Below are 6,014 nucleotides of genomic sequence, written 5' to 3'. Positions count from 1 at the left end.
CGGGCACCTCGCCATCCGCTCCGGCACCGGCCGGAACGGCGGCGGAGCGGCCGGCCACGAAACCTGCCGCAACGCCTGCCCCCGGGCGGGGAGCCGGGCACGACGATCCGGCGCGCATCGACGTCGTCGTCAACAAAACGCGGCCGCTGCAGCCGCTCGACTATGCCCCCGCGGACCTGCGCCTGCCGAACGTCCCGCTGGGTCCGGGCGGGGAGGCGGCCAAGGTCCGCGATACCGTGGCCGGCGCCGTCGAACGGCTCTTCGCCGCGGCCGCAGCGGACGGGGTTCCGATGACCCTGCTCAGCGGCTTCCGCTCCTACGACACGCAGGTGTCCACCTACCAGCACTGGGTCAATGTCAACGGCAAGGCCGAGGCGGACCGGATTTCCGCGCGGCCGGGCTATTCCGAACACCAGACCGGCCTCGTGGTGGATATCGGGGACCCGGCCGGCAACTGCAACCTGAGCGCCTGCTTCGCGGAGACCGCCGCCGGGCGCTGGGTGGCGGAGAACGCCCACCGCTTCGGATTCATCGTCCGGTACCAGCCCGGGCAGGAGCAGGTCACCGGCTATTCGCCCGAGGCCTGGCACCTGCGCTACGTGGGCACGAAAGTGGCCATGGACATGGCCGCGCAGGGCACGAAGTCGCTGGAAACCTATTTCGGTTTGCCTGCGGCCCCCGACTACCGCTAAGGCACGGAAGCCTGCCGTCGGCCTTGCCGCCGCCGTGGACCCGGGTGCGGCAGCGGCCGGAACCCTAACCGGCAGGACCGTCCCTGGCCGGGACGACGAGCACCGGCCGCTGCTGGCGGTGGGCCAGGTGGGCAGCAACCGATCCTGCCACCCGTTCCTCCAGCCGGTGCGCCAGGCCGCGTTCCCGGGTTCCCACCACAATAAGCGAGGCGTCCAGCTCTTCGGCGGCCCGGTGCAGGGCCTGGGCGGGATCGCCCCAGAGGTGCCGGAATTCCCAGGCCACCGGGACCTGCCTTAGTCCGGCCTGCAGTTCGGACACCAAGGCATCGGCCGTTTCCGCGGCCGCGCCGGCGTCCGGATCGATCGGCAACAGGTCCACGGTACCGTCCGGGCGGACCTCCGGATAGACTTCGGGGTCGGCGAAGGCACACACCAGGCCCACGCCCAGGCCGGCCGCCAGGGCGGCGGCACCGGCCAGGACCGAAGGGTGCTGCCGCGGCACGACCCCCACCAGGACGGGACCGCTGAAGCGGCGCAGCCCGGCGGCGCTGTCCGCTTCGGAACCAGCCATGGCAACCTCCGGTCCGACGGATTCGTTCCTTCCACAGTAGGCGATTTCCCAGCTGCCGGTCCGTCATTTTCCGGGCCGCCATCCGCTTTGCCGTCATGATGCTGATGAACAGGCCGGCAGCGCTGCCGGCCGAAAGCCGCGAGGCCCTGAAGACCGCGGTGCGGCAGCAGCGGTACCCTGTAGGCATCCACGGGAGCCCGATCCGGTGGTTCCCGGACAGCTTCCGGACGGGAGAACCAGATGTCCCAGCCCACCGTAAAATCCGGCGGCCGCAGGTACCGTCCGGGTCCGCTGGCAGCGCTGATGGCAGCCGGCGCGCTGCTGGCCTCCTGTGCCGCGCCGGCCGCCCCCGAAACATCCCCGTCCCCGATGGCCGCTTCCACGATGCCACCGTCCACGATCGTGCTGCCCGGGGCCACCTCGGCAGAGGGCATCGCCGCCGGCGGGGGAAGCACCTTCTTCGCCGGTGACCTGATGGCCGGCGATATCTTCCGCGGGGATCTGGATGCCCGCTCGGCCAAGCGTTTCATCGATGTGCCGGAGGGCCGGATGGCGGTGGGCATGAAGGTGGACCGGGAGCACGGACTGCTGATTGTGGCCGGAGGGATGACCGGCCAGGGCTATTTCTACGACACGGACACCGGGAAAACCGTCGCCGGCGTCCAGCTCGCCAAGGCCAAAGAGTCCTTCATCAACGACGTGGCACTGACCCCCGAGGGAGCCTGGTTCACCAACTCCCGCAAGGGCGAATTGTACGTGGTCCCGATCAGCGGCGAGGGCAGGCCGGGCAAGGCCAGGACCGTGAAGCTCAGCGGCCCGGCGGCCAAAACCGGCGAGGGCTTCAACCTCAACGGCATCGCGGCCACCGAGGACGGGGAAACGCTGATTGTGGCCCATTCAGCCAACCAAGCCGTCTACACCGTGGACCCGGACACCGGCGCCAGCAAGCCAATCAGGGTACCCAGCCTCCCCGACGTGGACGGCCTGGTGCTGAAGGACAGGCAGCTGTGGGCGGTGCAGAACCTCAAGAACCAGATCAGCCGGATCCGGCTCGAGTCCGACCTGGGCAGCGGCTCGGTCGAGCAGGTGATCACGAGCAAGCTGTTCCAGACCCCGACGACGGCGGCATTGATCGGCGAGACCCTGCTGGTGGTCAATGCCAAGTTCGACACCGGCTTCCCGCCGAAGGCCAAAACCTACGAAGTGGTCATCGTCGACGCCCGGTGAGGGACGCAAGCTGGGTTCCTGCGTTACGTGCGGCGGGCACCCCGGCGCCTAGCTGGCGAGTTCCTCTTCCAGGGACAGATGCTTCTTGACCACGGCCGCCAACTGCTCGGCAGTGGCCTGGGCGGTGTCCATGTCCGCGGCCTCCACCATCACCCGCACCACCGGTTCCGTACCGGAGGGGCGCAGCAGCACGCGGCCGGTCTCTCCCAAGGCGGCCTCGGCCTCGGCGACCGCCTGCTGCACCGCAGCGTTCGTGGGCACGGCGGCCTTGTCCACGTCGCGGACGTTGGTCAGCACCTGGGGCAGGCGGTGCATCTGGGCGGCCAGCTCGGAGAGCGGCTTGCCGGTGCTGGCCAGCTGGGCGGCCAGCTGAAGCCCGGTCAGCACGCCGTCGCCGGTGGTGGCATGGTCCAGGAAGATCACGTGGCCCGACTGCTCGCCGCCGAGCGAGTAGCCGTGCGCCCGCATGTTCTCGAGTACGTACCGGTCCCCTACCGCGGTTTCCTCGACCCGGATCCCGGCCTCGCGCAGGGCCAGCTTCATGCCCAGATTGCTCATGACGGTGGCCACCAGGACATTGTCCTTGAGCTTGCCGGCGCTCTTGAGCGCCAGGGCCAGGATCGTCATGATCTGGTCGCCGTCCACCACCGCGCCGTTCTCATCCACGGCCAGGCAGCGGTCCGCGTCCCCGTCGTGGGCGATGCCCAGGTCCGCACCGTGCTCGACGACGGCGGCCTGCAGCTTCTCCAGGTGAGTGGAGCCGACGCCGTCGTTGATATTGAGCCCGTCCGGCTCCGCGCCGATGACGACGATGTCCGCGCCGGCGTCCTTGAAGACCTGCGGCGAGCAGCCGCTGGCGGCGCCGTGGGCACAGTCCAGCACGACCTTCAGGCCATCCAGCCGGGCGGGCAGGGTCTGCAGCAGGTGGAGTACATAGCGGTCCTCGGCGTCGGAGAAGCGCTGGATGCGGCCAATGCCCGCGCCGGTGGGGCGCACCCGGGGCAGGGGCATCTCGGCCTCGATCTGGTCCTCGACCTCGTCCGGCAGCTTGTGCCCGCCGCGGGCGAAGAACTTGATGCCGTTGTCCGGGGCCGGATTGTGGGATGCGGAGATCATCACGCCAAAGTCCGCTTTCAGGTCCGCCACCAGATAGGCGGCGGCAGGGGTGGGCAGCACGCCGGCGTTGTAGACATCCACGCCGACACTGGCCAGTCCGGCCTCCACCGCGGCGCTGATGAATTCGCCGCTTGCGCGCGGGTCCCGGGCGATAACCGCTGTGGGGCGCCGGCCGTCGTCCACCTGCCGGTGGCCCAGGACCACTGCTGCCGCCTGCGCCAACTGCAGCGCGAATTCTGCGGTCAGCAGCCCATTGGCCAGACCCCGGACACCGTCAGTTCCAAATAATCTAGACATCGCTGATCATCTTACGTTAGTTACGTTAGCGAACTGTAACCGAACGGTCTGCGGGTCCAAAACCCGGCGCGCGGCCGTTACCAGCCATTAACGCACGGGATCCCGGCCGGTGGAAGTCCACCGGCCGGGATCCCGGACAAGCGACAAGCAGCCAGGCGGCTTTTAGCGCTTGGAGTACTGCGGGGCCTTGCGGGCCTTCTTGAGGCCGGCCTTCTTGCGCTCGATGATGCGGGCGTCGCGGGTGAGGAAACCAGCCTTCTTCAGGGTCGGGCGGTTGTTCTCGCGGTCGATCTCGTTCAGCGCGCGGGCGACGCCAAGGCGCAGCGCACCGGCCTGGCCGGACACGCCGCCGCCGTCGATGCGGGCGATAACGTCATAGGCGCCATCGAGCTCGAGGATCCGGAACGGATCGTTGACTTCCTGCTGGTGCAGCTTGTTCGGGAAGTAGTTCGCCAGGTCGCGGCCGTTGATGGTCCACTTGCCGGTGCCCGGGACGACGCGGACGCGGGCCACAGCTTCCTTGCGGCGGCCAACGGCGGCGCCGCCGACGGTGAGCGCCGGACGCTCGCGCTTGGCGGTCTCGGCGGCCGCGGGGGTCTCCGAGGTGTAGCTGGTGAGGTTTTCCTCGGCAGCGGTGTTCAGCTCTTCAGGGTTCTGAGCCACGGTTCTCCTTGAATAAGTTTGTTAGTCGGTGGCCAGGACTACTGGGCGACCTGAGTGATTTCGAAGGTCTTGGGCTGCTGGGCCGCGTGCGGGTGCTCCGGGCCGGCGTAGACCTTCAGCTTGGACAGCTGCTGGTCCGCCAGGCGGTTCTTCGGCAGCATGCCGCGAATGGCCTTCTCCACCGCGCGGACCGGGTTCTTGTCCAGCAGTTCCGCGTAGCTGACGGACTTGAGGCCGCCCGGGTAGCCCGAGTGGCGGTAGGCCCGCTTCTGCTCGAGCTTGGCGCCGGTGAGGGCCACCTTCTCGGCGTTGATGATGATGACGAAGTCGCCCATGTCCATGTGGGACGCAAAGGTCGGCTTGTGCTTTCCGCGCAGCAGTGTTGCGGTCTGGCTGGCAAGACGACCCAGGACAACGTCGGTGGCGTCAATGACGTGCCACTGGCGGTTGATATCGCCGGGCTTCGGGGTGTACGTACGCACGGTTTTTGCCTTCGTTTCTTGTTCTCAAGGTAGCGGCGCGCCCTGGCGGACACGCACGCACGTTTTCTATGCGCTACCGGAACTTCAGGTGAGGACTGAATGACCAGTGGTCCAGGAGTTCCCGGCCATCCCCGCGGACCAGGTGGCTCTGCAACTGAGCCGTCACGCAGGCATGGACGCGTCGGGAATGGACACGCACAACGACTACCAAGGTTACCGTGTCACGTAGTGGCAGGTCAAAAGCGGCGGGCCGCGGCGGCCTCCGGACTCAGGCGCCGTCCGCCTTCAGGCCGAGCAGCGCCTTGATCCGCTCTTCGGCGTCCGGGTCGGCGCCGGCGGCGGCAACATTGGCTTCGGTCACGGCGCGGACCACCTCGTCGCGCTGGATCTTGACGCCCCTGGGCGCTTCAATGCCCAGGCGCACCCCGTCCCGGCGTGCATCAAGGACGGTGATGACAATGTCCTCACCGATCAGGATCCGCTCGCCGGGTTTGCGTGTCAGTACCAGCACCAGCCCACTCTATCGCAAGAGGTTGGGGCGTTCCCGCAGTGCCGGCTGCGCCCGGTCAAGGCACCTCGGGGTCTCAGGGGCGGGCGCCGTCGGACCAGCCGACGGGCAGGCCCAGGCCGAGGACCGTTTCCGGCGTCGCGGTACCGGCGGTTCCCTCCACGGCCACGGCGTCCACCGCGGCCACGTCCCTGACCTGCCGCACCCAGCGCGCCGTGTCCTCGGGCTTGCGCCCGGCGTCCACGGCCACCCACAGCTGGTCCGCTTCCAAACCCGCCAGCACCGGCAGCAGACCGGCAAGGTCCGGTCCGCCCCGGCCCAGGCCGAAGGCCACGAAAACGCTGTGGCCGCGTTCGACCCCCCGGGCCCGGGCGGCCAGCGCGCTCTTGCGGTCCTGTACCGGGCGGCGGACGGTGCCAGCGAGCGCTCCGCCGGCCTTGACCTCCGGGGCCACCGGG

7 protein-coding genes and 1 pseudogene are annotated in these 6,014 nt (G+C 69.0%); 2 read left to right on the top strand and 6 right to left on the bottom strand.

Annotation, left to right across the window (positions count from 1 at the left end; all coding sequences use genetic code 11):
* The coding region (locus tag ACFQ36_RS20065) for a M15 family metallopeptidase (RefSeq protein WP_377016867.1) at positions 1 to 692 on the top strand (692 nt) is incomplete at its 5' end.
* Positions 693 to 756: 64 nt separating this feature from the next.
* On the opposite strand, the gene ACFQ36_RS20060 is transcribed toward ACFQ36_RS20065, so the two are convergent.
* Positions 757 to 1,263, bottom strand: coding sequence for a universal stress protein (locus ACFQ36_RS20060; protein WP_377016865.1), 507 nt, complete (start codon positions 1,261 to 1,263; stop codon positions 757 to 759).
* A gap of 240 nt (positions 1,264 to 1,503) precedes the next feature.
* Between ACFQ36_RS20060 and ACFQ36_RS20055 the strand changes: the two genes are divergently transcribed.
* Positions 1,504 to 2,490: an SMP-30/gluconolactonase/LRE family protein gene (locus ACFQ36_RS20055; protein WP_377016863.1), complete on the top strand. Its 987-nt coding sequence runs from the start codon at positions 1,504 to 1,506 to the stop codon at positions 2,488 to 2,490.
* A 48-nt stretch (positions 2,491 to 2,538) separates the two neighbouring features.
* Here the strand turns inward: ACFQ36_RS20055 and glmM are convergent, their stop codons facing one another.
* The 5 genes and pseudogenes from glmM to ACFQ36_RS20030 all read right to left on the bottom strand — a co-directional run.
* The gene (gene glmM, locus ACFQ36_RS20050) at positions 2,539 to 3,903 is read right to left on the bottom strand and encodes a phosphoglucosamine mutase (protein ID WP_377016860.1); all 1,365 of its coding nucleotides are present in this window, start codon (positions 3,901 to 3,903) and stop codon (positions 2,539 to 2,541) included.
* 162 nt (positions 3,904 to 4,065) lie between these two features.
* Complete coding sequence (rpsI, locus tag ACFQ36_RS20045; RefSeq protein WP_377016858.1) at positions 4,066 to 4,566, bottom strand: 30S ribosomal protein S9; 501 nt, start codon at positions 4,564 to 4,566, stop codon at positions 4,066 to 4,068.
* A 38-nt stretch (positions 4,567 to 4,604) separates the two neighbouring features.
* On the bottom strand, positions 4,605 to 5,048 hold the full coding sequence (gene rplM / locus ACFQ36_RS20040; RefSeq protein WP_377016856.1) for a 50S ribosomal protein L13: 444 nt from the start codon (positions 5,046 to 5,048) through the stop codon (positions 4,605 to 4,607).
* Between the two features lie 268 nt (positions 5,049 to 5,316).
* A complete protein-coding gene (locus ACFQ36_RS20035; protein WP_377016854.1) occupies positions 5,317 to 5,559 on the bottom strand; it encodes a carbon storage regulator in 243 nt (80 codons plus the stop codon).
* Between the two features lie 73 nt (positions 5,560 to 5,632).
* Positions 5,633 to 6,014 (bottom strand): annotated as a pseudogene (locus tag ACFQ36_RS20030) (hypothetical protein); the annotation flags it as partial.

This window comes from Arthrobacter sp. GCM10027362 (assembly GCF_042679445.1).
In the GTDB taxonomy this organism is placed as follows: domain Bacteria; phylum Actinomycetota; class Actinomycetes; order Actinomycetales; family Micrococcaceae; genus Crystallibacter.
Note: the sequence above shows the minus strand (reverse complement) of the source record. Positions and strands in the feature narration are given on the sequence as shown.